At 60.4% G+C, this 21278-nt stretch carries 22 protein-coding genes; 10 read left to right on the top strand and 12 right to left on the bottom strand.

Translation table 11 applies throughout. From position 1 onward, the window contains the following. Positions 1 to 170: 170 nt before the first annotated feature. A complete protein-coding gene (locus tag PGR6_RS02775) occupies positions 171 to 1445 on the top strand; it encodes an Hsp70 family protein (RefSeq protein ID WP_018928459.1) in 1275 nt (424 codons plus the stop codon). 130 nt (positions 1446 to 1575) lie between these two features. On the opposite strand, the gene PGR6_RS02770 is transcribed toward PGR6_RS02775, so the two are convergent. From PGR6_RS02770 to PGR6_RS02760, 3 genes are all read right to left on the bottom strand, one after another. Continuing rightward, the gene (locus PGR6_RS02770; RefSeq protein WP_018928460.1) at positions 1576 to 2589 is read right to left on the bottom strand and encodes an AI-2E family transporter; all 1014 of its coding nucleotides are present in this window, start codon (positions 2587 to 2589) and stop codon (positions 1576 to 1578) included. Between the two features lie 179 nt (positions 2590 to 2768). Then, positions 2769 to 3074, bottom strand: a complete 306-nt coding sequence (locus tag PGR6_RS02765) for a PsiF family protein (RefSeq protein WP_064616040.1) — start codon at positions 3072 to 3074, stop codon at positions 2769 to 2771. A 72-nt stretch (positions 3075 to 3146) separates the two neighbouring features. Then, positions 3147 to 3935 (bottom strand): AraC family transcriptional regulator, encoded by a 789-nt coding sequence (locus PGR6_RS02760; protein WP_064616039.1) that lies wholly within the window; start codon positions 3933 to 3935, stop codon positions 3147 to 3149. A gap of 98 nt (positions 3936 to 4033) precedes the next feature. Here PGR6_RS02760 and PGR6_RS02755 point away from each other — a divergent pair, with 98 nt between their 5' ends. Next, positions 4034 to 4909, top strand: coding sequence for a DMT family transporter (locus PGR6_RS02755; RefSeq protein ID WP_064616038.1), 876 nt, complete (start codon positions 4034 to 4036; stop codon positions 4907 to 4909). Positions 4910 to 5010: 101 nt separating this feature from the next. On the opposite strand, the gene PGR6_RS02750 is transcribed toward PGR6_RS02755, so the two are convergent. The 3 genes from PGR6_RS02750 to PGR6_RS02740 all read right to left on the bottom strand — a co-directional run bounded on the left by PGR6_RS02750 (position 5011) and on the right by PGR6_RS02740 (position 6954). Then, positions 5011 to 5901 (bottom strand): esterase/lipase family protein, encoded by an 891-nt coding sequence (locus tag PGR6_RS02750; RefSeq protein WP_064616037.1) that lies wholly within the window; start codon positions 5899 to 5901, stop codon positions 5011 to 5013. 108 nt (positions 5902 to 6009) lie between these two features. Continuing rightward, entirely contained in the window at positions 6010 to 6315 is a 306-nt protein-coding gene (locus PGR6_RS02745) for a DMT family transporter (protein WP_064616036.1), read from the bottom strand. Continuing rightward, a complete protein-coding gene (locus PGR6_RS02740) occupies positions 6316 to 6954 on the bottom strand; it encodes an FMN-dependent NADH-azoreductase (RefSeq protein ID WP_018928465.1) in 639 nt (212 codons plus the stop codon). It lies immediately after the preceding gene. 121 nt (positions 6955 to 7075) lie between these two features. Here PGR6_RS02740 and PGR6_RS02735 point away from each other — a divergent pair, with 121 nt between their 5' ends. Beyond that, complete coding sequence (locus tag PGR6_RS02735) at positions 7076 to 8020, top strand: LysR substrate-binding domain-containing protein (protein WP_018928466.1); 945 nt, start codon at positions 7076 to 7078, stop codon at positions 8018 to 8020. Between the two features lie 25 nt (positions 8021 to 8045). Here the strand turns inward: PGR6_RS02735 and PGR6_RS02730 are convergent, their stop codons facing one another. After that, entirely contained in the window at positions 8046 to 10121 is a 2076-nt protein-coding gene (locus PGR6_RS02730; RefSeq protein WP_064616035.1) for an AsmA family protein, read from the bottom strand. A 379-nt stretch (positions 10122 to 10500) separates the two neighbouring features. On the opposite strand from PGR6_RS02730, the gene PGR6_RS02725 reads away from it, so the two are divergent. The 7 genes from PGR6_RS02725 to PGR6_RS02695 all read left to right on the top strand — a co-directional run bounded on the left by PGR6_RS02725 (position 10501) and on the right by PGR6_RS02695 (position 15759). Continuing rightward, positions 10501 to 11019 (top strand): hypothetical protein, encoded by a 519-nt coding sequence (locus PGR6_RS02725; RefSeq protein WP_064616034.1) that lies wholly within the window; start codon positions 10501 to 10503, stop codon positions 11017 to 11019. Positions 11020 to 11178: 159 nt separating this feature from the next. Beyond that, positions 11179 to 11811: a TetR family transcriptional regulator gene (locus PGR6_RS02720; protein WP_018928469.1), complete on the top strand. Its 633-nt coding sequence runs from the start codon at positions 11179 to 11181 to the stop codon at positions 11809 to 11811. 216 nt (positions 11812 to 12027) lie between these two features. Continuing rightward, on the top strand, positions 12028 to 12528 hold the full coding sequence (ureE, locus tag PGR6_RS02715) for an urease accessory protein UreE (RefSeq protein WP_018928470.1): 501 nt from the start codon (positions 12028 to 12030) through the stop codon (positions 12526 to 12528). Next, the gene (locus tag PGR6_RS02710; protein WP_018928471.1) at positions 12525 to 13199 is read left to right on the top strand and encodes an urease accessory protein UreF; all 675 of its coding nucleotides are present in this window, start codon (positions 12525 to 12527) and stop codon (positions 13197 to 13199) included. Before ureE ends, PGR6_RS02710 begins: the two co-directional genes overlap by 4 nt. 23 nt (positions 13200 to 13222) lie before the next feature. Next, on the top strand, positions 13223 to 13837 hold the full coding sequence (gene ureG / locus PGR6_RS02705; RefSeq protein WP_008001031.1) for an urease accessory protein UreG: 615 nt from the start codon (positions 13223 to 13225) through the stop codon (positions 13835 to 13837). Between the two features lie 28 nt (positions 13838 to 13865). Then, positions 13866 to 14438: a HupE/UreJ family protein gene (locus PGR6_RS02700; protein ID WP_064616033.1), complete on the top strand. Its 573-nt coding sequence runs from the start codon at positions 13866 to 13868 to the stop codon at positions 14436 to 14438. A gap of 193 nt (positions 14439 to 14631) precedes the next feature. Further along, the gene (locus tag PGR6_RS02695; protein WP_064616032.1) at positions 14632 to 15759 is read left to right on the top strand and encodes an AGE family epimerase/isomerase; all 1128 of its coding nucleotides are present in this window, start codon (positions 14632 to 14634) and stop codon (positions 15757 to 15759) included. A 120-nt stretch (positions 15760 to 15879) separates the two neighbouring features. Here PGR6_RS02695 and PGR6_RS02690 read toward each other — a convergent pair whose 3' ends face one another. From PGR6_RS02690 to PGR6_RS02670, 5 genes are all read right to left on the bottom strand, one after another. Then, positions 15880 to 16647: an SDR family oxidoreductase gene (locus tag PGR6_RS02690; protein WP_018928475.1), complete on the bottom strand. Its 768-nt coding sequence runs from the start codon at positions 16645 to 16647 to the stop codon at positions 15880 to 15882. Between the two features lie 745 nt (positions 16648 to 17392). Then, entirely contained in the window at positions 17393 to 18109 is a 717-nt protein-coding gene (locus PGR6_RS02685) for an ABC transporter ATP-binding protein (protein WP_064616031.1), read from the bottom strand. After that, positions 18106 to 18978 (bottom strand): ABC transporter ATP-binding protein, encoded by an 873-nt coding sequence (locus PGR6_RS02680; RefSeq protein ID WP_018928477.1) that lies wholly within the window; start codon positions 18976 to 18978, stop codon positions 18106 to 18108. The genes PGR6_RS02685 and PGR6_RS02680 overlap by 4 nt, the downstream gene beginning before the upstream one ends. After that, positions 18975 to 20255, bottom strand: a complete 1281-nt coding sequence (gene livM / locus PGR6_RS02675; protein WP_018928478.1) for a high-affinity branched-chain amino acid ABC transporter permease LivM — start codon at positions 20253 to 20255, stop codon at positions 18975 to 18977. The genes PGR6_RS02680 and livM overlap by 4 nt, the downstream gene beginning before the upstream one ends. Before the next feature lie 3 nt (positions 20256 to 20258). After that, complete coding sequence (locus PGR6_RS02670; RefSeq protein WP_007939055.1) at positions 20259 to 21173, bottom strand: ABC transporter permease subunit; 915 nt, start codon at positions 21171 to 21173, stop codon at positions 20259 to 20261. Between the last annotated feature and the right edge of the window lie 105 nt (positions 21174 to 21278).

The following is a 21278-nucleotide window of genomic DNA, read 5'->3' as shown; positions in this document are numbered from 1 at the left end:
GCGCAGTTCTTGCTGTCGCCCAAGGATTGCCAAACCTATGCAGGGAAGTTTGGGGGTGATGGCGCATCTTTCAAGCGTAGATCAATGTGATTTAACAGATAGTCGGCCTTCGAATCTGCGCCGCACTGACATACACTGCGCGGCCGTTTTTTAACCGGAACTTGAAAGACATGAAAAACGCATCTCCAGCCCGTGCCTGCGGTATCGACTTCGGCACGTCCAACTCCACCGTCGGCTGGCTGCGCCCCGGCATGGAAACGCTGATCGCGCTGGAGGACGACAAGATAACCCTGCCCTCGGTGGTCTTCTTCAATATGGAAGAACGCCGCCCGGTGTACGGCCGGCTGGCGCTGCACGAGTACCTGGAAGGTTACGAGGGCCGCTTGATGCGCTCGCTCAAGAGCCTGCTGGGCTCCAAGCTGATCAAGCACGACACCAGCGTCCTCGGCACGGCGATGCCGTTCAAGGACCTGCTCGGGCTGTTCATCGGCCAGTTGAAAAAGCGCGCCGAAGCCGCTGCCGGTCGGGAGTTCGAGGAAGTGGTGCTGGGCCGTCCGGTGTTTTTCGTCGATGACGATGAACTGGCCGACCAGGAAGCCGAGAACACCCTGGTGGACGTAGCCCGCGCCATTGGTTTCAAGGACGTCTCGTTCCAGTACGAGCCGATTGCAGCGGCGTTCGACTATGAATCCACCATCGAAAAGGAAGAGCTGGTACTGATTGTCGACATCGGCGGTGGTACGTCGGACTTCTCGCTGGTGCGCCTGTCCCCTGAGCGACGCGGGCACGACAACCGTCACGACGACATCCTCGCCACCGGCGGCGTGCACATCGGCGGGACCGATTTCGACAAACAGCTGAGCCTGCAAGGCCTGATGCCGCTGTTCGGCTACGGCAGCCGGATGAAGAGCGGCGCCTACATGCCCACCAGCCACCACATGAACCTGGCGACCTGGCACACCATCAACTCGGTGTACTCGCAGAAATCGACCCTGGCCCTGGGCAGCATGCGCTACGACATCGAAGACACCGGCGGCATCGATCGCCTGTTCAAGCTGATCGACCAGCGCGCCGGGCACTGGCTGGCGATGGAAGTGGAAGAAACCAAGATCCAGCTGACTCATGCCGACAGCCGCCATGTGCCGCTGGACCGCATCGAGCCCGGTTTGAGTGTGGAACTGACTCGTGCGCTGTTCGAATCAGCCATCGACAACTTGCTGGAGCGGGTGCGCAACAGCGTGACCCAATTGCTGAACGACGCGAATGTGCGGGTCGATCAGGTAGATACGGTGTTCTTCACTGGCGGTTCGAGCGGGATTCCGGCGCTGCGCAACAGCGTCTCGGCGATGTTGCCGAAGGCGCAGCATGTGGAAGGCAACATCTTCGGCAGCATCGGCAGCGGGTTGGCGATCGAGGCGGCCAAGCGTTACGGCCCGATGGATTGACCTGAAACCCTGTGGCGAGGGAGCTTGCTCCCGTTGGACTGCGCAGCAGTCCCTTCTTTTGGAGATAAGGGGGGCCGCTTCGCGCCCCAACGGGAGCAAGCTCCCTCGCCACAATTAGATCAACACAGGATCAAACCATCCCCACCTGCTTCAACTCACTCTTCAGGTACGCGTAATAAATCGGCCCCGCCACCACCCCCGGCAGGCCGAACGCGGCTTCGAACACCAGCATCGCCAGCAGCAACTCCCACGACTTGGCGCTGATCTGCCCGCCTACAATGCGCGCGTTGAGAAAGTATTCGAGCTTGTGGATAAAAATCAGATACCCCAATGCCGCCACCGCCACCCAGATCGACAGTGACAGGCCGACGATGGTGATCAAGGTGTTCGACATCAGGTTGCCGATCACCGGCAACAAGCCGAGCAGGAAGGTCAGCACGATCAGGGTTTTGGTCAGCGGCAGCTTGATCCCGAACATCGGCAGGACCACCGCGAGGAAAATCCCGGTGAAGAAGGTGTTGAGCAGGGAAATCTTGATCTGCGCGAAGACGATATTGCGAAACGCCTGGACCAACAGGTGCAAGCGGTCGAACAGCGCCGCGGCCAAGGGCTTGCGCTTGGTCAGGTCCGGCACGCGCTGCAAGGCGATGATCGCCCCCAGTACCATGCCGATCAGCAGCGTCACGAACATGTGCGCCGCGTCCTTGCCCACCAGTTGCAAGTCGCTGAGGTGCTTGCTCATCCACTCGCCGATGGCCACTCGGAATTCGGCGGCACTGGCCGGCAAATAAGCGTCGATGAACGGCGGCAGCTGCCCGCGTGCGCGGTCGACCACGCCCATGAATTTATCGAGGGAAGCACCGGGGTTTTCCGCCTCGTGCAGCAGAAAACTGATCGCACCGGCAAAGATCAGCGCCAGCACACTGACCACCAAAGTCCCCAGTAACGCCACCGCCAGCCAGCGCGCACGGCGGCCCTCGATCAGCCGTTGCAATTGCGGCGTAAGCATGTTGACCAGTTCGAACACCAACAACCCGGCCAGCAGGCTGGGCAGCAATCGCAGAGGGATCACCAGCAGCAAACCGCCAAAAATAATGACCCAACTGATGAGCAACAAGACCTGACGCTGAGAAAACGCTGACATACAGCCTCAAAACGAACGACGTGAAAGGATTGGCAGTCTGCCAGCGTTCCGGCGCCGAAGCGAGCAAACACGAACCTTGGGAGCGAGCCTGCTCGCGATAGCATCAACGCGCTTCTGCATGATACCGAGTCGCCTGCATCATCGGATCGCCGTCCGGAGCAGGCTCGCCCCCACACTGCTTATTTTTTCTTCAGGCACTCACTCATGAACGCTTTGCGCGCATCGCCCTTGAGGCCCTTGGTAGTGGCATCGGCATTACAGGTTTTCATCTTTTCTTGTTGAGGTGTCATGGGCTTGGCGGCATCGGCGGCCGGCGCGGCTTTGAGGCAGGTACTCATGAAGGCTTTGCGCTCATCGCCCTTGAGGCTTTTGGCGGTAGCTTCGGCATTGCAGGTAGTCATTTTGTTCTGTTGGGCAGTGGCAGCAAAACCCTGGGAGCAGAGCAGCAGACCGATCATCAACAACGGGGCACGCAACATCTTCATGGAGTTTTCTCCTTGTTACCGCACCGATGGGTACGGCCTCGCTCTGGAGTGTAGACAAAGCCTGTTACACCTTCATCTGCTATCAAGATGGCTGCGCCGATACTGTTCCGGCGTGCACCCGGCCTGGCGCTGAAACATCGCGATAAACGCCGAGCCGGTGCTGTAACCCATGTCGAAGGCGATTTCCTGAATGCTGCGGTGGCTGTCCAGCGCTTCGATCGCCGCCAGAAACCGCAACCGTTGCCGCCATTCACCGAAACTCATGCCCAACTCGCGAACAAACTGCCGGGCCAACGTGCGTTCGCTGACGTGAACCTGCCCGGCCCAATACGCCAACGGCCGGTTATCCCCAGGTTCGGCCTGCAAGGCTTCCAGAATGCCAAGTAACCCGGGACTGCTGGCGTAGGGCAAATAGCACTCATGCATGGGCGCCTGTTGCAGTTGGTCTACCAGCACTTGAGCCAGACGCTGGTCCGCGTCGTGCTCGGGAATTTTCACATCGCGGGCGGCGAAGTCTTTCAGGATCGCCTTGAGGATGTCGCTGATCGCCAGGGTGCAGGCCTGTTGCGGCAGATCGCGGCACAGCGTCGGCGCGAGGCAGACCGCGCGATAGTTGATCGGCTGATGGCTATAGAAACTGTGTTCGGTCCCGGGCGGCACCCACACCGCGTACTGCGGTGGCGACATGAAACGGCTGCCATCGACTTCCATGTGCAACACGCCATGGGCCGCGTACTCCAGCGTGCCCCACGGATGCCGGTGAGGTGCGGCGTATTCGTGGGCGTTGAAGTCGGCATAGCGGAAATACACCGCCGACGGCAGTTCGCTGAAATCCAGCAGGTCGATGTGTTTACTGTTCATGCTGTCCGGAATCAGAGTTAGATTGTCTGGATCGCAGTATAGGCTTGCATCCAGACAGACGGATAATTGCCCCTCATTAACGTTCTGGCTTTTTCCCGATGCAATACGCTTATCCCCTGCTGGCCATTTTCATTTGGGCCGGCAACACCGTGATCAACAAACTCGCGGTGGGCGCAATCTTCCCCGCCGAAATCGGCTTCTACCGCTGGCTGCTGGCCGGGATTCTGTTCACGCCTTTCATGCTTAAGCCGGTGATCGCCCATTGGCCGGTAATACGCCCAAACCTGGGGAGGATCTTCATCCTCGGCGTACTCGGCATGGCGGTTTATCAGAGCCTGGCCTATTTCGCTGCAACACTGACGTCGGCCACCAACATGGGCATCATTTTGTCGCTGATGCCATTGATGTCGCTGGCCATGGCGATGGTCAGCCTCGGCCAACGCCTGACCGCCGGTGCGCTGGCCGGTGCGGTGCTGTCGTTTGCGGGGGTTTTGGTGGTGGTGTCGTCCGGCAGCCTCGGCGCATTGCTCGAACACGGGGTGAATCTGGGCGACGCAATGATGCTGATCGCCACGCTGGCGTATGCGATTTACAGCACCTTATTGAAAAAATGGCAGCTGCGCTTGCCGCCGCTGGTGTTGCTGTATTTACAGGTGCTGGTGGCGGTGGTGGTGCTGTTTCCGCTGTTCCTCGCCTCACCGAAAATCGGCCCGACCCTGCATAACATTCCGCTGGTGCTTTACGCCTGCCTGCTGGCCTCGATGCTTGCGCCGCTGGCGTGGATGCAGGCCGTGGTACGCCTGGGCCCGAGCCGGACCACGCTGTTTTTCAACCTGCTGCCGTTGATCACCGCGCTGATTGCGGCGGCGGTGCTGCATGAGCAGTTGGCGCTGTATCACCTGGTGGGTGGGGTGTTGACGTTGGGTGGGGTGATTCTTTCCGAGCGCTGGACCACCACATTGGGCCGCGCATAACCCTTTGTGGCGAGGGAGCCTGCTCCCGCTCGAGCGCAAGGCGGTCGCATTCTGGGGGCTGCTTCGCCGCCCAACGGGAGCAAGCTCCCTCGCCACAGGGCTTAAACGCCTGCTGCCTTCAGCCGCGCGGCATGCTCGACAAACAACCGCACCGGCTCCGCCCCTTTGCCCACCAGCCCCAGGGATTGGTTGACGATATCGAAGTGATCCATCGGATATTGATCGCCAATCACCGTTCCCAGATGCGAGCTGTAACGCCCGACCATCCCGTCGCAATGCCCCGCTTCACGCACGAAGGTTCTGGCAAACAACCGGCAACTGCGATTGGTCCCGTCGAACAGGTTGCACCCGCTATCGGTCTTGCCCGGCTGCAGGGTGCCGGACCAGGAGTAATAGCGCACGCCATTGACCACTTCCGGGCCATGCCCACCCCAGGTGTCAGGCAGCCCCTGTGGATAACGCTGATTGAACAGCGCCACGCCGGCCGTGGTCAGCGACTGGTGCGAAGCCGGGATATCCACCGGCAGTCGCGGCCCGCGATAACCGGTTTCCAGCAGGCACATCAACGCGCTGATCAACCACAAAAAAAAGGTGAGCAATCGGCCCCTGGCGCTGTCTGCCGGGTAGTGATCGTGCAGGTAATCCGCCAGCTCCGAACCGTGATTGGGCCCGGCCACCGAGGTCACTGACGCCACCCGGTCCGGGCGTTTTGCCGCAGCATACCGAGCGGTCAGCGAGCCCTGGCTGTGGCCGATCAGGTTGACCTTCTCGGCCCCGGTGTCGCGCAGGATTTCCTCGATTCGTGCCAGCAATTGCTCACCGCGCACCTCGGTTGAGTTGAGCGGCGAGACCTGCACCGCGATCACGGTCGCCCCATCCCGGCGCAACGCCGAAATGATCCCGAACCAATACGGATAGAGCAGCAGACGAATAAACCCGAGCATCCCCGGGACCAGCACCAACGGGTAACGCGTGGCGGAGCCTTGCGACATGGATGAACATCCTTGTGGTCGGTGAGATGAAGCAAGGCTGGATGCAAGGCCTCAGCCAAGCATCGCCACCCAAGATGACAACCCGGTGACCAATCTATGACATCCACCCTACTTCAACCCCACCACGCCCGCCACAATCAGCCCGACCGACACCAGTTTGAGCGCGGTCAGGCTTTCGCCCAGCAGCGCAAAGCCGAGGAACACCGTGCCCAATGAACCGATGGCGGTCCAGATCGGGTAGGCGATGCTCACCGGCAATTCGCGCATGGCCAAGGTCAGGAAATAGATCCCACCCACGGCCGCCACCACGGTGATCACCGAAGGCCAGAGCCGGGTGAAGCCATCGGCGTACTTCATGCCCATGGCGAAGGTGACCTCGAACCCGGCGGCAATCAGCAGGAACAGCCAGGCCATCTAGAACTCCCTGGCCAGCGCCAGCAAACGCTGTTCGGCCTCGGCTACGGAAACCTGGAAGGTGCGCTCGGCGGACTCTTCGCCCTCGGCGGCGACAACCGTGACGTCAGTGATGCCGATGAACCCCAGTGCCGTGCGCAGCAACGGGTCGGCATGGTTCATCGCTTCAAGCTCGCCACCGGGGCCGAAACCAAACCCGCCGCGACTGGTGACGATCAACGCCTTCTTGCCCCGCACCAGCGGTTCGTACTGCGCGATGCCGTTGTCCAGGGTGTGATTGAACGTCAGCCCGAGCCGCACAATCTGGTCGATCCAGGCCTTGAGGCCACTGGGCACGCTGAAGTTGTACATCGGGGTGGAAATCACCAGCAGATCATGGCCGAGCAACTCACCCACCAACTCATCGCTGAGTGCCAGGTCGGCCTGCATCGACAACGGTCGCGCTTGAGGCTCTGGATGAAAAGCAGCCGCTACGAAGGCTTCGTTGACGGCCGGGATCAACGCCCGCCCGACTTCACGGCGGGTCAATTGCGACTGCGGGTTACGGACCTGCCAGGCTGAAAGAAACACCTCGGCCAACCGCCGCGAATGAGAGCGTTCGCCACGGGGGCTGGCGTGAATGGCAAGAATTGTGCTCATCTGAATCTCCTTAAGGGCTAAACTGAAACGGTTTGTGGTTGCAGCTTGAAGCGCACAGCCGCCTGCCTTCAAATGAGCAAAAATCAGTCTGGATGAATCTATTTCACCCATGGAGTTTTAAATGTTTGCCTCGTTGCCGTTGACCGCCCTGCGGGCCTTCGAATCCGCCTCGCGCCTGCTGAGTTTCAAGGCTGCCGCCGAAGAGCTGTCCGTGACGCCGACGGCGGTTTCCCACCAGATCCGCTCCCTGGAAAACTGGCTCGGCGTGCCGCTGTTCGAACGACTGCCACGCCAGGTGCGCCTGACCGAGTGCGGCGAACGGCTGTTCCGTAGCCTGCATGGCGCCCTGCTGGAGGTGGCGCAAAGCGTCGATACCTTGCGCCCGCAACGCAGCGGCACGAGCCTGACGATCTCCACCACCGCCGCTTTCGCCGCCCTTTGGCTGGTGCCACGGCTGGGACGGTTTTATGCCCGGCATCCGCACATCAGCGTGCGGCTGGACACTCACTGCGAAGTCATCGATTTGCATCAGGACGCCAGCGTCGATCTGGTGCTGCGCTACAGCCAAGACGACTACCCGAACCTGTATGGGTTGTGCCTGTTCGACGAGTCCTTCGGGGTTTATGGCTCGCCTGAACAAGTGGCCCTGGCGACCCGTCGGGTACCCACCCTGATCAGCGTGCAGTGGCATAACTCCAAACTGTATGCCCACGGCTGGGAAGCCTGGTGCGCGCAATCCGGCGAAACCTGGCTGGCCGGACAGCCAGCGGTGCGTGAATACGACGAAGAGCATTACGCCCTGCAAGCCGCCATTGCCGGGCAAGGTTTGGTGCTGGCGAGCAATATTCTGGTGTCGGAGAGTGTGGCCAGCGGCTTATTGCTGCCTTACCGGGGTGAGATTCAGGTCGACGGGGCCGGATACAGCGCACTGTGCGTTCCAGGGCGCGAACGGCATCCGCCGGTGCGGGCGTTTTTTGCGTGGTTGCAGGAGGAAGCTCGATTGTCTGGTCTATTGCCAAGATCGAAGCCTGCGGCAGCTCCTGCAGGGGAACGCGTTCCAATGTAGCGGCCGCAGGCTGAGATCTTTTGATCTACCGGGTGGGCTTGACCGTCACCGGCGCCTTGCCCGCCTTCATCTGCTCCAGCAACGGCGCACATTGATTCGGCTCGCCAGCACTCGGCGCGATCAGCGCCAGCAAACCCGCCGCCGGCGCGGCAATCACACCCAGCGCCACCATCCCGGCCCCGCGCAGCATCAGCGGCACCGCTTTCACCCCCGCATCCGGCTTGATGAACTTACCCCGCACATACAGTGGCGAACGCAACGAAATCAAGCGCCAGCCCTTGGATTCCGGGCTGATGGTCAGGTCCAGTTGCTCGGTCGCCATGTTCGCCGTGCCATCGATGTAGACAATCGCGTTCTCGGTATCGAAGACGAACAACTGCGTGGTCGCCAGACCGCTCTTGATGTCGAAATTGGCCGCCGCGCAGTTGATCTTCACTTCCTTGTCGCCAAAGATTTTCCCGACCACATAGTTGCCGACATTGAGCCCGGCCAGCTCCATCAACTCACGACTGATGGCGCCATCATTGATCAGCATCTTCAAATTGCCGTCGGCAGTGCCCAGCAGCTTGGCCACCGAGTTGCCACGACCGGTAAGGTCGGCGTCGCCATTGAGCTCACCGAAACTGGTTTTCATCCGTTCAATGGAGGGGAACAACTGTTTGAGCTTGAACTTGCGCGCAGTCAGTTTGGCCCGGCCTTCCAATGGCTCGGCGCGCCCGTTCAGACGAATCTGCGCATCCAGATTGCCGCCCGCCACGCCGAAACGCAGGGGCTCGAGACTGAGCACACCATCCGTCAGCACCAAATGGGTGTAGAGGTCGTTGAACGGCAGTTTTTCGCTGTGGACAATGCGCTTGCCAGTGAACTCGACGTCAGCGTCCATATCGCGCCAGCGCTCGGTCTTGAATTCCTCGACCGGCAGAATCTTGTCCGCCGGCTGTTTGCTTTCACCGCCGCGGGCCTTTTGCTTGGCATTGGAGTCGGCGCCGATCAGTGGGGCCAGGTCGGCAAACAACAGTTGATTGGACTCCACCGCCCCGCTGAGCTTGGGCCGCGGTTGACTCGCGACATAAGCCAGGTTGCCATGGATATCGCTCTCGCCGATCTTGCCGTTGAAGTCCTCATAGCGGTACACCGCCCCGCCCGACTCATGCAACTTGGCGGTCAAATGCCCATCCGTGGCGTACGGCGGGGTATCCGGCAGGGTCACGCCGATCAGCGGATAGAGATTGCCCAGGCTGGCACCGGCCAGTTTCAGGCGCAGATCCAGGGCGCCGAGGTTCAATGGGTCGGTGAGCGTGCCGGCCAGTTCGACGCTGGTGTCGGCAATCTTCATTTGCGCATGAAGCGGGAACGGCTTGGCGGCATCCTGTAGGGCCAGCAAACCACCGATTTTGCCTTGGCCGGCCAGATTCTGGCCGTGGTATTGGCCTTTGACCTTCAACGCGAACGCGTAATCCTGCGGCGAACCGCCCTTCTCAAGCGCGGTTTTCGCCGCTTTGTCGCCGACGATGTCACTGAACGGAATCGGCTTGCCCAGCGGATCGATAAGCAAGTCGAGGCGGGTTTTCAGGCTCTGGTCGTCGAGCGTGACATGGCCCTTGTCGAAGCCGATGGCACCGATGTCCAGCACCCAGTTAGAAGGCTCGGCATTCGGATCCTTGGGGTCGAACTTGAATGTCCAGTTGGCGCGGCCGTCGGCCAGACGCTGCAGGTCGGCATTGGGCTCGGTCAGGTCGATGCGCGGGATCGTCACCCGCTGTGTCAGCAAGGCCAGCGGTGAAATACGCAGCTCGACGCGTTTGAGGGTGGCCATCTGCGGTTGCTTCGACCAGTCCGGGTTGCCCAGGCTCAGGTCCTCGGCCACCACATGCGGCCACGGTACCCAGGCCCGCCAGCCGCCTTCGTCGGGCTCGCGCTGCCAGACCACCGCGAGGTTGCCGTTGATGGCGAACGGACGATGCAGTTCTTCGGAGACTTTGGCGTTAAGGGGCGGCTTGATCCGGTTCCAATCGAAGAACGCGATGATCAGCACCAGGACGGCCAGCAGCACAACGAGGCTGGCGGAGGTCCAGGCAAGCATTTTACGAGTGCGCGTCATTGCACAGAGCTCCTGAATACGACTGAGCGCCCTGACAGCGACGCACTGATGAAACGTTAGGCCAGAACCGGCCTGCCATGAAATGTACGACTGGAAAACGGCCCGCAGGTTTAACCCGAAGGCCGATTCGAACGCAAATAGCCGTCTCGCCCCTCCCTTTTTAGCGTTACCGACCCCGCACTTTTGCGAGGCGAAAATGAGTCGAAAATACCCACCTCAGTGCAAAAACGTTCGCCGGAAACGCCCGTTCTAGAGCCGCTCGGCCAAACAATCAATTCCGTTGATTATTACCATTGCGTTTATGAACTTTTATATCGACTTATCGAGAGTAGCATTGACCTCGTACCCACTTTATCGCCCTCCCAAGGAGCAACCCATCATGAAACGCGAATTACTGCTTAGCCTGACCCTCTCAATGTTAGCCAGCACCGCTTTTGCTCTGCCGGCTGCCGATCAGGCCACTCCACAAGTCAAAGACAGCCACTCGGTGTTCAGCCAGACCGTTGCCGATGGTGCCAACGGTAACGAGCGCCTGAAAGAAAAAGGCCTGATCACCCAGGATGGCTCGGATCGCACTCCACAGGGCCAAACCCTGGCTGCTGACGGTACCGACCGTACCCCACAAGGCCAAACTCTGGCGGCTGACGGTACCGACCGTACCCCACAAGGCCAAACCCTGGCGGCTGACGGTACTGACCGCACTCCACAAGGCCAAACCCTGGCTGCTGACGGTGCCGACCGCACTCCACAAGGCCAAACCCTGGCGGCTGACGGTGCCGATCGCACTCCACAAGGCCAAACCCTGGCGGCTGACGGTGCCGATCGCACTCCACAAGGCCAAACCCTTGCTGAAGGTGGTGGTGACCGTGTGATCGAACGCAACAGCGCTGTGAGCTAAGCCCATGGCGGCCTGGAAAAAAAGCCCAATCCCCGGATTGGGCTTTTGACTTTATAGAAGCTGCATTTCCCCCGCGTGATCCCCCGACAGTCCGTTCGACGCCAGCGAAGCCGATTTGCTAGAGTGCGCCGCTGTCCCTGTCCAGAAAACACCCTTGCGATGCTGCCCCGCGCCGAACAGAAACAACAGACCCGCAACGCCCTGATGGACGCTGCCCGCCACCTGATGGAAAGCGGCCGAGGATTCGGCAGCTTGAGCCTGCGTGAAGTGACGCGAACCGCCGGGATCGTGCCCACTGGTTTCTACCGGCACTTCGCCGACATGGACGAATTGGGCCTGGCGCTGGTGTGCGAAGTCGGCCAGACCTTCCGCGAAACCATCCGCCTGGTGCGCCATAACGAATTCGTCATGGGCGGTATCATCGATGCCTCGGTGCGGATCTTTCTCGACGTGGTCACGGCCAATCGCTCGCAGTTCCTGTTTCTTGCCCGAGAGCAGTACGGCGGCTCGCTGCCGGTGCGCCAGGCCATCGGCCGCCTGCGCGAGGACATCAGCTCGGACCTGGCGGCCGATTTGTCGCTGATGCCCAAACTGCAGCATCTGGACATCGCCGGCCTGAGCGTCATGGCCGATCTGATCGTCAAAAGCGTGTTCGCGACCCTGCCGGACATCATCGATCCGCCGGCCGAAGCATTGCCCGAGCACCTGACACCCCAGGCGAAAATCACCCAGCAGTTGCGGTTTATCTTTATCGGGCTGAAGCATTGGCAGGGACTCGGCAGTACCGAGTAACCCGTTAGAAAAAGATCGCAGCCTTCGGCAGAAGGCTGCGATCTTTTTTTGTGCGCTGCAAATTGGTGCGTAAACACCCGCCACGCACCAACTTCAATCAAAGTCCTGCAACATTGTGAGTCCCCCCCGTCGCTCTGACAGGCATTTCCTACCTCTCACCCGATTGGCAAGCCCCTTGCTCTAGCCTGAACATTGTTCATTGCTGGAAGCCTTCCGATGCTGGTGATTCATCGCAGAATCGACCCTCAACCCGTCTGGGCCGCCGAGTTGCACCTGACCTTCGAAGCCAGGAGCAAAAGCCGCTTGCGCTGTTTCAGTGCCGAGGGTGAAGACGTCGGCTTGTTTCTGGAGCGCGGCCAGCCACCGCTGCATGACGGCGAGTGCCTGCAAGCCGAAGACGGGCGCGTCGTTCGCGTCTGTGCTCGCCCCGAACAACTGCTGCACGTCACCTGCGCCAATGCGTTCGAACTGACCCGCGCCGCCTATCATCTGGGCAATCGCCACGTGGCCCTGCAAGTCGGCGACGGCTGGTTGCGCCTGCTCGATGATTACGTGCTCAAGGCCATGCTCGAACAGCTTGGCGCCAAGGCCGAGAACATCGAAGCGCCGTTCCAGCCGGAACACGGTGCCTACGGTGGTGGCCATCACCACTCGCGCCACGGTGACGAGGACTTCAACTACCCGCCGAAACTGCACCAGTTCGGCGTGCGCTTATGAACCCGGCCTGGGCGCTGCTGCGCCTGGCCAGCCCGCAGCTGCCGATTGGCGGCTACAGCTATTCCCAGGGCCTGGAAATGGCGGTGGATAACGGCCGGGTCAATGATCCCGACAGCGCGCGACGCTGGATCAGCGATCAATTGCTGCTGAACCTGGCGCGTTTCGAAGCACCGCTACTGCTCGCCCATTGCACCGCCGCCGCCGAAGAAAACTGGGCCGAGTTGCTGCAACGCTGCGAAGAGCATCGCGCCAGCCGCGAAACCCGTGAGCTGCATCAGGAGAGCCGGCAGATGGGCTATTCGCTGCAGCAGCTGCTCAACGGCTTGCCGGAGCTGGACGAGCCTGCTCGCGCCTTTCTCGAGCAACGCCCTGAACCGCACTTGGCTCTCGGCTGGGCGCTGGCGGCTCGCGCCTGGAACATCAACCCGCAAGATGCGCTGGCCGCCTGGCTCTGGAGCTGGCTGGAAAACCAACTGGCGGTGTTGATGAAAACCCTGCCGTTGGGCCAGCAAGCCGCACAACGCCTGACCAGCGAACTGCTGCCGTTGCTGCAACAGGCGCAGCAAGACGCCAGCCGAATCAATCTCGAACACGTTGGCAGCGCCGCTTTCGGTCTGTCCCTGGCATGCATGGCCCATGAGCGCCAGTACAGCCGTCTGTTCCGTTCCTAGGGCCTTTTAGTTTGGAGAATCACATGAACACACAACCCCTGCGCGTCGGCATCGGCGGCCCGGTCGGCTCCGGCAAAACCGCCTTGACCCTGGCCCTGTGCCTGGCCCTGCGCGAACGCTACAACCTGGCCGTCGTGACCAACGATATCTATACCCGCGAAGACGCTGACTTTCTGGTGCGCAACGAAGCCTTGGCACCGGAGCGGATCATCGGCGTGGAAACCGGCGGCTGCCCGCACACGGCGATCCGCGAAGACGCCTCGATCAACCTCGAAGCCGTGGACCAACTGAACCGGCGCTTTCCGGGGCTGGATCTGATCCTGGTGGAATCCGGCGGCGACAACCTCTCGGCGACCTTCAGCCCGGAACTGTCCGACCTGACCATTTACGTGATCGATGTCTCCGCCGGCGACAAGCTGCCGCGCAAGGGTGGCCCCGGCATCTGCAAATCCGACCTGCTGGTGATCAACAAGATCGACCTGGCGCCGCTGGTAGGCGCGTCGCTGGAGATGATGAACAGCGACACCCAACGCATGCGCAACGGCAAGCCGTTTGTCTTCAGCAACCAGAAAACCGGCCAGGGCCTTGAAGAAATCATCGCCTTCATCGAACGCCAGGGCCTGCTGACTGCGGCCTGATCACACTTATCAACAAGGAAGCTTATCCATGACACTGAAACGCATTCTGGGCGCCATGGCCCTGCTGCTGACCCCAGCCATTGCCTTCGCCCACCCGGGCCATGGCGACAACGGCTTGATCGCCGGCATCAGCCACCCGATCGGCGGCCTCGATCACTTGCTGGCGATGGTTGCCGTGGGGTTGTGGGCGGCGCAGCAGAAAGGCGCTGCACGCTGGGCTCTGCCGTGCACATTCGTGGGCACCATGTTGATCGGCGGCTTGCTGGGTTTTGAAGGACTGAACCTGCCGGCGCTGGAAAGCGGGATTGCGGCATCGGTATTGGCGCTGGGCCTGGCGGTGGCGTTGGCAGTGCGTCCGCCGCTGAGCCTGGCGGTTGCGGCGACCGCGTTGTTCGCGCTGTTTCATGGCGTGGCGCATGGTCTGGAATTGCCGGACATGTCCAGTCCCTGGGCGTATGCCGCAGGGTTTGTGGCAGCGACAGCGGCGTTGCATGCCGCGGGTTATGCGATGGTTCGCGTCTTGCCTCAGGCCGCGGCACCATTGGTTCGGCTGGCGGGTGCGGCGTCGGCGGTAACCGGAGCTTGGTTATTAGCGGGTTAATTCTCTAGCGTCTGGACTGACCTCTTCGCGGGCAAGCCTCGCTCCTACAGGATTGTGTTTGACCCCGCAATTCGTGTCATGACACGAAACCTGTAGGAGCGAGGCTTGCCCGCGAAGGCGGCCTGACAGACACCGCATCTCTAAGGCCTGCTAACATGTCGCGCAATTAACCCTGCCGTGACGACGCCAGCCAATGCCGCATGCTTCCCGCTCTGCCTCCCAGCCTGAATTGACCGCCCTGTTCGCCTCAGTGCACCAGCACTTCCAGGACGTGATCGTGCCGCTCTGGCAGGGCCCCGGCTGGAACGCCGACATGGCGTTGCCTTATGAGGCGCTGGATGCCGAGCATAAACCGCTGCCCACTCAGCGCTACCGGGCCATGGCCTGCGCGCGGCAGCTGTACCTGTTCTCCAGCCTGATCGGCCAGGTGCCCAAGGCTGAAGAGCGCGCGGCGGCGCTGTTTCGTTCCTTGCAACGGCATTTCCACGATGCCGAGCATGGCGGCTGGTTCTACAGCATCGACCCGCAAGGTACGCCGCTGGACCAGCGCAAAGACCTCTACACCCACGCCTTCATCCTGTTCGCCTGCGCCCATTATTGGGACAAGGTTCGCGAACCGCTGGTGGAGTCGGTACTCAACGCCGCGCTGGAAGTGGTAGCGCAGCGTTTCGCCACGGGCGACGGCCTGTACGAAGCCAGCCTGGACCGTGATTGGTCCTCGCTCGACTCCGGGCCATTGCAGAACCCTCTGATGCATTTGGCCGAAGCCTTCCTCGCCACCCTTTCGGTGCGCGAAGACGCGGCTGTGCAGAACGCACTCATCGAGTTATGCACAGCCATGCAAAAGCGTTTCATCGACCCGCGACATGCGGTGTTGATGGAGAAGCCGCTGGGAGCTGTGGATAACTGGTTCGAGCCGGGCCATCAGTTCGAATGGTATTTCCTGCTGCAATCCTCGCCATTGCTGCGCGACTCGACACTGCATGCCTCGCTGGAGCGCGCGTTTGCGTTCACCGAGCAACGGGGTGTCGATCAGCAGACCGGTGCCGTGCGAGCGATGCTGGAACTGGATGATCACCCTCGCGACGCAACCCAACGCATCTGGGCTCAAGCCGAATACCTGCGCGCCCTGACCTTGCGCCCGGACAGCGAAGCATCGGTGCAACGCCAATTGCAGGCGTTGCAACAAAGCTTTCTGCATGCGGGCGGTTGGTATGAGTGTCGCGATGAGCAGGGCGAAGTGAGCCGCAAGGACATGCCTTCGACCACGCCTTATCACTTGGCAACCTGCTATCGCGGATTGGCCGAGTATTTGCGCTGACTGAAAAATTGTTTTCGCGGGCAAGCCTCGCTCCTACAGGTTTTATGTTGAATCGCGACTCTGCGAACAACACATAATCCGTAGGAGCGAGGCTTGCCCGCGAACAGCCGTTACTCGGTCTTACACCTTGGCATTACGCTCAATGGCAAACCCACTCCAGGTCTGGCTCACCGGCATCAGCTCAAGGCTGTTGATGTTGATGTGGGCCGGTGCGTTGAGCACCCAGAAAATGGTCTCGGCGATGTCTTGCGGCTGGATCGGGTCGGCACCGGCGTAAGTGGCGTTGTAACGCTCCTGGTCACCGGCGAAACGCACCAGCGAGAACTCGCTCTCGCACAGGCCCGGCTCGATGTTGCTGACCCGCACGCCCGTACCTTGCAGGTCGCAGCGCAGGTTCAGGGAGAACTGTTTGACGAACGCCTTGCTCGCGCCATACACGTGGCTGCCCGGGTACGGGTAGTTGCCGGCGATGGAGCCGAGGTTGACGATGCTGGCGCCACGACCATGAGCGATCAAACGTGGCAGCAACAGGCGGGTGCTGTACATCAGGCCTTTGATGTTGGTGTCGACCATGGTGTCCCAATCATCGAGATTGCACTTGGGCGCCGGGTCCACACCCAGGGCCAGGCCGGCGTTGTTGATCAGCCCGCGCAGCTTGGCGAAGGATGGCGGCAGGTTGGCAATCGCCTCCTCCATGGCCTTGCGGTCCCGTACGTCGAGCACCAGGCCATGGACCTCGGTCTGTTTCGACAACTCGGCGCACAGGGCATTGAGGCGCTCTTCACGACGACCTGTCAGCACCAGTTTCCAGCCGGCCTCGGCAAAACGACGGGCACAGGCTTCACCAAAACCGGAGGTCGCGCCGGTAATAAACAGGGTGTTGGACATCGTGTTCTCCTTGCGTCGGCTGACAGTCAGCCCTTGGAATAGAAAATCAACCGGCAGCATGCCCGGCCTTTTCCACAGCGGCAACCATGGCAAAAACCGTACAAAAAATGATCAATGCTGGCAACACCCCATGCCCCGTGGCTTGCAGCCATGTACGCGCACCTTATCCACAGGCCGGTCCACAGTTTCCGGGGGCAAGTGGAAAAGCTGCAAGCCGCTATCCACAAGGCTTTGCGGGCATATTTGAAAGTTTTTTGCTTGACCCTGAGGCATCCGCTGTGTAGTCCAGGGCAATTTGCACGACTGAGCGGTCATAGCGACGATGGCGCCAAGCCAGCAACCACGGCCCTCAGCCGAGTCTTTCCAGAGTTTAACCACAGACTTATCCACAGGCTTGTCCACCTCGGCTCACACCGGCTTCGCTCATAACAAAAAGGTTGACAATGCCCACTTCAGGTTCGCCAAAAGCACCTGATCAAAAAACAGTCATCTCTCTGAAAGCCACGTATTCAAAGGCTTACAGCCAGCTACTCCCACGTTATTCACAGCCAGCTCCACAGCAAACGGGGACAAGTCAAAACCGTGACAAAACAGCAATTTGCAGCGGCTTTATGTCGCGCTTTGAGAGGTCATGAATATTGTTTTCCACAATTTCCCTTTACCTCAAACCACAGCCTCGTGTAGGGATTGTGCGGGCATAAAAAAACGCCCTGAGTTCGTCAGGGCGTTTTCCAGGCTCTTCGGTTTAGTGCCCGCCGAGATAGGCGTTACGCACCTCCTCGTTCACCAGCAGCTCCTTGCCGGTGCCGCTGAGGCGGATCTGCCCGTTGACCATCACGTACGCCCGGTCCGACAGCTTGAGGGCGTGGTTGGCGTTCTGCTCCACCAAAAAGATGGTCATGCCCGTCTTGGCCAGTTCCCGCAGGGTCGCGAAGATCTGTTTCACCACAATCGGCGCCAGCCCCAGGCTCGGCTCATCGAGCAGCAACAGCTTGGGTCGGCTCATCAACGCCCGGGCAATGGCGAGCATTTGCTGCTCGCCACCGGACATGGTCATGGCCCGCTGGTTACGCCGTTCCTTGAGCCGCGGAAACAGCTCGAACATGCGCTCCATGTCCTCGGCGGCGTACTTGTCACCGATCGGGATGGTGCCCATCAGCAGGTTTTCCTCGACGGTCATGTCGGGGAACACCCGGCGGCCTTCCGGCGACTGAGCGATACCGTTGGAGGCGATGTAGTGGGACGACTTGTGAGTGATATCCACACCCTGATAGACGATTTGCCCGTCAGTCGCCCGTGGCTGACCGAAAATCGACATCAGCAGGGTCGACTTGCCGGCACCGTTGGAGCCGATCAGGCTGACGGTCTCCCCTTCATTGATGTGCAACGAGACTTTCTTCAGGGCCTGGATCGGTCCGTAGAACACGTCGATCTCTTTCAGTTCGAGGATCGGTTGACTCATACCAGTTCCTCTTCGTCGGCGCCCAGGTAGGCGGCAATCACTTTCGGATCGTGTCGGATCGCATCAGGCCCGCCCTCGGCGATGACAACGCCGTGGTCCAGCACCACGATGTGGTCGGAAATGCTCATGACCATGCCCATGTCGTGCTCGATCAACACCACGGTCAGATCATGCTCGTCACGCAGCAGCCGGATCATCGCGCTCAGCGCTTCGGTTTCCTGAGGGTTGAGGCCGGCGGCCGGTTCGTCGAGGCAGATGATCTGCGGCCGGGTACACATGGCCCGGGCGATCTCCAGACGGCGTTGCTGACCATAGGACAGTTCACCGGCCAGACGGTTGGCGCAGTCCACCAGGTCCACCACTTCCAGCCAGTAGAAGGCGTGGTCCAGCGCATCGCTTTCGGCCTTGCGATAACCCTTGGTGTTGAGGATGCCGGCCAGCATGCCGCGGTTGACCCACATGTGCTGGGCTACCAGCAGGTTTTCCAGTACCGACATCTCCTTGAACAGGCGAATGTTCTGGAAAGTCCGCGCCAAACCGGCACGGTTGATCAGGTGCGTGCCACCGAACATCTTGTAGTGGAGCCGGCTGATGAAGCTTTTCGGCGAAACGAAATCGGTTGCCTTGAACGGCTCCCCGAGCATTTTGATGACGTTGGTCTTCACCCCACGGGTGTTGAGCTCGATATGCCCGCCGGACGCTTTATAGAACCCGGTCAAGCAGTTGAACACAGTGGTCTTGCCCGCGCCGTTGGGGCCGATCAACGCGAAGATCGAGTTGCGCTTGACCTTCAGGCTGACGTCACTCAACGCCTTGATGCCACCGAAGTGCATCATCAGGTTCTCGACCGAGAGTACGACTTCACTCATGGCGCTACTCCTTTACGCGGGGTCACACCGGTACGGCTGATCCGGATCAGGCCGCGCGGTCGCCAAATCATCATCAACACCATCAGGATGCCGAACAGCAGCACGCGATATTCAGCGAAGCCGCGCAGCAGTTCCGGGGCGACGGTCAACACGAATGCTGCCATCACCACGCCGATGGTCGAACCCATGCCGCCAAGTACCACGATGGCGAGGATCAATGCCGATTCGAAGAAGGTGAACGAGGTCGGGTTCACAAAGCCCTGATAGGTCGCGAAGAACACGCCGGCCAGGCCCGCCGTCGATGCGCCGATGGTGAACGCCGACAGTTTGACCAGTACGTGATTCAGACCCATGGAGCGACAGGCGATTTCGTCTTCACGCAAGGCTTCCCATGCGCGACCGACCGGCATGCGGGTCAAGCGATGCTTGATGTACAGCACGGCCAGCACCACCAGGAACAACACCGCATAAATGAAGTAGTACTTCACGTCCGGGTTGTAGGCGATGCCGAAGAACTCATGAAAAGGTACCCCGCCGTCCTTCGCCCGCTTTCCGAATTCGAGACCGAAGAAAGTTGGCAACGGCGCCGCCATGCCATTCGGGCCACCGGTCAGGGACAACCAGTTGTTGAGGATCAACCGGATGATTTCACCAAAGCCCAGGGTCACGATTGCCAGATAGTCGCCGTGCAGACGCAGCACCGGGAAACCCAGGATGCACCCCGCCAGCCCGGCAGTGATCGCCGCCAAAGGCAGCACCGTCCAGAAGCCCAGCCCCAGATATTGGTAACCGAGCGCCAGGCCGTAGGCACCGATGGCATAGAACGCCACATAACCCAGGTCGAGCAGGCCGGCCAGGCCGACCACGATGTTCAGGCCCAGGCCCAGCAGCACGTAGATCAACCCAAGGATGACCACGCCCAACAGGTAAGAGTTGGAGAAGAACGGGAATACCACGGCGACAACGATCACCAGCGGGACGACCCAGCGCAACCGGGATTTGTAATCAGGCGCCAGAACATGAACCCCGGAACCGGTGCTCTCGAAGCCTTCGAGAATTCTCAGGCCTTTGGGGGTTTGCAAGAATAGGCTCAGGGCAAAGCGGCCAGCCATAACGATGGCGACTATCCATGCCACGCGCGTCGGCTGCAGGTTGAAGCCGTAGCCGTCGAGGACCACACCAACAATCGGGCCGAACACAATCAGGGCGATGAGGCCGGCAAGAATCGCGTCAACCAGGCTTTTTTTGACATCAATGGTTTTAGTGGTTGAAGACATCGCTTACACCTTCGACACAAGAGGACGGCCAAGCAGGCCTTGAGGCCGAAAGACCAGAACAAGAACGAGCAGCGAGAAGCTGAAAACGTCTTTGTAATCCGAGTTGACCAACCCCGAGAACAGCGACTCGGAGATCCCGAGAATGATCCCTCCCAGCATGGCGCCGGGCAGTGAGCCGATCCCGCCGAGCACTGCCGCAGTGAACGCCTTGATCCCGATGACGAAGCCTGCGTAGAAGTCGAACGTGCCGTAGTTCATGGTGATCAGCACACCGGCCAGGGCCGCCATCGCCGCACCGATGATGAACACGTAGGAAATCACCCGATCGGTGTTGATCCCCAGGATCGAAGCCATCTTGCGGTCTTGCTGGGTGGCGCGGCACATGCGGCCGAGTTTGGTGTACTTGATGACATAGGTCAGCAAGCCCATGCCGACGAATGCGGCAACCAGAATGAAGATTTTGGTGTAGGTGAGTTGAACGAAGCCGCTCCCGACTTCAACTCGCCATGCACCGGTCAGCAGTGTTGGTACACCCTGTTGACGGGCGCCCTGACTGATCTGTGCATAGTTTTGCAGGATCAGGGAAATACCGATGGCGCTGATCAGCGGTGCCAGTCGGGTGGAGTTGCGCAGCGGTTTGTAAGCGACACGCTCAATGACCCAGCCATACACCGCGGTGACGATGATGGTGAAAACCAGGGTGCCGAGCATCAGCAGCGGGAAGGATTCAATACCGAAGTAAGCCAGCAGAGCCAGACTGATCGCCGCGAGGTACGCAGAGATCATATAAACCTCGCCATGGGCGAAGTTGATCATGCCGATGATGCCATAGACCATTGTGTAGCCGATGGCGATCAGGCCATAGACCGACCCGAGGGTCAGGCCGTTGACCAGTTGCTGCAGGAAAATACCATCCATAACGCAATCTCACGCACTTGAGAGACTGCACAGAAGCCGGGTGCGACGGACCGGGGTTCAGCCGCCGGCGCAACTCGGTTGTGTGCAGCTCTACGAGAAAAGACA

Origin of the sequence: Pseudomonas sp. GR 6-02, assembly GCF_001655615.1 — a bacterium.
In the GTDB taxonomy this organism is placed as follows: Bacteria; Pseudomonadota; Gammaproteobacteria; order Pseudomonadales; family Pseudomonadaceae; genus Aquipseudomonas.
This window is presented reverse-complemented; position numbering and strand designations above follow the sequence as displayed.

Excerpts from the sequence above, each read along its gene's own strand:
- PGR6_RS02685 (WP_064616031.1), bottom strand. The coding sequence starts at position 18,109 with ATGAGTCAACCGATCCTCGAACTGAAAGAGATCGACGTGTTCTACGGA.
- PGR6_RS02720 (WP_018928469.1), top strand. The coding sequence starts at position 11,179 with ATGCTGCCCCGCGCCGAACAGAAACAACAGACCCGCAACGCCCTGATG.
- PGR6_RS02755 (WP_064616038.1), top strand. The coding sequence starts at position 4,034 with ATGCAATACGCTTATCCCCTGCTGGCCATTTTCATTTGGGCCGGCAAC.
- PGR6_RS02670 (WP_007939055.1), bottom strand. The coding sequence starts at position 21,173 with ATGGATGGTATTTTCCTGCAGCAACTGGTCAACGGCCTGACCCTCGGG.
- PGR6_RS02740 (WP_018928465.1), bottom strand. The coding sequence starts at position 6,954 with ATGAGCACAATTCTTGCCATTCACGCCAGCCCCCGTGGCGAACGCTCT.
- PGR6_RS02695 (WP_064616032.1), top strand. The coding sequence starts at position 14,632 with ATGCCGCATGCTTCCCGCTCTGCCTCCCAGCCTGAATTGACCGCCCTG.
- PGR6_RS02680 (WP_018928477.1), bottom strand. The coding sequence starts at position 18,978 with ATGAGTGAAGTCGTACTCTCGGTCGAGAACCTGATGATGCACTTCGGT.
- ureG (WP_008001031.1), top strand. The coding sequence starts at position 13,223 with ATGAACACACAACCCCTGCGCGTCGGCATCGGCGGCCCGGTCGGCTCC.
- PGR6_RS02775 (WP_018928459.1), top strand. The coding sequence starts at position 171 with ATGAAAAACGCATCTCCAGCCCGTGCCTGCGGTATCGACTTCGGCACG.
- PGR6_RS02700 (WP_064616033.1), top strand. The coding sequence starts at position 13,866 with ATGACACTGAAACGCATTCTGGGCGCCATGGCCCTGCTGCTGACCCCA.
- PGR6_RS02735 (WP_018928466.1), top strand. The coding sequence starts at position 7,076 with ATGTTTGCCTCGTTGCCGTTGACCGCCCTGCGGGCCTTCGAATCCGCC.
- ureE (WP_018928470.1), top strand. The coding sequence starts at position 12,028 with ATGCTGGTGATTCATCGCAGAATCGACCCTCAACCCGTCTGGGCCGCC.
- PGR6_RS02770 (WP_018928460.1), bottom strand. The coding sequence starts at position 2,589 with ATGTCAGCGTTTTCTCAGCGTCAGGTCTTGTTGCTCATCAGTTGGGTC.
- PGR6_RS02765 (WP_064616040.1), bottom strand. The coding sequence starts at position 3,074 with ATGAAGATGTTGCGTGCCCCGTTGTTGATGATCGGTCTGCTGCTCTGC.
- livM (WP_018928478.1), bottom strand. The coding sequence starts at position 20,255 with ATGTCTTCAACCACTAAAACCATTGATGTCAAAAAAAGCCTGGTTGAC.
- PGR6_RS02750 (WP_064616037.1), bottom strand. The coding sequence starts at position 5,901 with ATGTCGCAAGGCTCCGCCACGCGTTACCCGTTGGTGCTGGTCCCGGGG.
- PGR6_RS02745 (WP_064616036.1), bottom strand. The coding sequence starts at position 6,315 with ATGGCCTGGCTGTTCCTGCTGATTGCCGCCGGGTTCGAGGTCACCTTC.
- PGR6_RS02710 (WP_018928471.1), top strand. The coding sequence starts at position 12,525 with ATGAACCCGGCCTGGGCGCTGCTGCGCCTGGCCAGCCCGCAGCTGCCG.
- PGR6_RS02725 (WP_064616034.1), top strand. The coding sequence starts at position 10,501 with ATGAAACGCGAATTACTGCTTAGCCTGACCCTCTCAATGTTAGCCAGC.
- PGR6_RS02730 (WP_064616035.1), bottom strand. The coding sequence starts at position 10,121 with ATGACGCGCACTCGTAAAATGCTTGCCTGGACCTCCGCCAGCCTCGTT.
- PGR6_RS02690 (WP_018928475.1), bottom strand. The coding sequence starts at position 16,647 with ATGTCCAACACCCTGTTTATTACCGGCGCGACCTCCGGTTTTGGTGAA.
- PGR6_RS02760 (WP_064616039.1), bottom strand. The coding sequence starts at position 3,935 with ATGAACAGTAAACACATCGACCTGCTGGATTTCAGCGAACTGCCGTCG.